This window comes from Caballeronia sp. M23-90, assembly GCF_053574605.1.
This window is the reverse complement of record NZ_JBSIPA010000816.1, coordinates 1-1,342: the sequence shown is the minus strand read 5'-3', so window position 1 is coordinate 1,342 and position 1,342 is coordinate 1. Positions and strand designations below refer to the sequence as shown.

Annotated in this window: 1 protein-coding gene and 1 pseudogene; both read left to right on the top strand. The window is 55.9% G+C overall.

Translation table 11 applies throughout. From position 1 onward, the window contains the following. A pseudogene (locus ACRXB1_RS36115) lies at positions 1–395 on the top strand (ISNCY family transposase); the annotation flags it as partial. 146 nt (positions 396–541) lie between these two features. Beyond that, on the top strand, positions 542–1,252 hold the full coding sequence (locus ACRXB1_RS36110) for a hypothetical protein (protein ID WP_449494784.1): 711 nt from the start codon (positions 542–544) through the stop codon (positions 1,250–1,252). The last annotated feature ends 90 nt before the right edge of the window (positions 1,253–1,342 follow it).

Here is a 1,342-nt window from a genome sequence, read left to right as displayed (position 1 = left end):
ACCGGGTCATCTACATGCTTGACGACACGCCGCAAACGCGTGCCCTCGCCCATCACTACATCGATGTCTATGAATACCCGGATGGGCGTATCGAAATCCGGGCACATGGCAGCGCGCTGGCCTATCGCCAATACGACAGGCTATCAGCGATGGACCAGGGTGCCGAGGTCGACAACAAGCGCCTTGAGCATGTGTTGGCGCTATCGCGCCAGGTGCAGATGGAGCGCGACAACCGGCGTATCTCGGGTTCACCGTCGCGGACCAATCAGGATGAACCGGTGAAACCGAAGATGCGGGCCAACAACACGCGCAAACAACGCGAGCTCAAGCAAATCGACATGAACGCGATGATGCTAAGAAGCGCCGAACTGCGGGCAGCCGCAGTGGGGAAATGAGCTTTTTAAAGAGAGATTGATAAAGTCAAAACCCGACATTTCTAAAAAGTTTGAACTCCGACATCTGAACTTGGCCTCGACAAGTGGTATCTAAAGAAGTGTTGCGGATTTCGCCTCGCTGTCATGGCGTCTGGCTGATCATGTCGATGGGCCATCTGGCCGAATCGACCCAAACCGGCAAGCTTCGGAACATCGCGAGGACCTTTACCAGCACGCGGACCGGATTCTGGGACCAAACGGTCTCGACGATGCGCTTGCTGGCGTCGACGATGGCGCGCTGGCCGACGTTTCTTGAGTCGTGGTTTGTCTCGATCGGGAATCGGCCGCGAGCCACCCGAGTCGACGAGCTGCGCTGGCATGCCGGCCTCGGGTTTGTGACGGACGTGGTGACATGGCTTTCCAAGAGCCGAATTCCGGATGATCGCCTGCGAGGCATCGAGGCGCGCTTGCACAGGCTTTCGACCTTATACAGCCAATTGCATGTGCGGAAAACCAGTCAGGTTGAAACCGTCCGCTCATTGCCAGCATCCGTCGTGGAGGCGCTTTACGATCTGCTGGACCCGGAGTCGAGTGGGAATCCGTTCACGCGTGCGAAAACCCGCTGGCGCATTTACATCGCCTACGTGCTGATGTTGCATCAAGGACTGCGGCGTGGGGAGTTGCTGCTGCTTACAGCCGACTGTGTAAAGTCCGGCTTTGACAAGAAATGGCAAACACCGCGTTATTGGCTCAATGTGCAGGAGAACAAATATGAGGACGGCGAAGCCGATGAGACGATCGACTCGCGGTACTCGAAGCCAAGCATCAAAACAGTCCATTCCGGTAGATTTCAAGCTAGATGTCGCCTCAACGATTAGATTTAGGCGGCTTTTTGCTCCTGTCGGTGGTCGCGTTTGATGGGTTCGAAGTTGTCTATCTGATCGGGATTCAGATGGACCGTTTTTACG

What these genes read in the sequence shown, in the direction of transcription:
- ACRXB1_RS36110 (WP_449494784.1), top strand. Translation starts at nt 542, where the DNA reads ATGGGCCATCTGGCCGAATCGACCCAAACCGGCAAGCTTCGGAACATC.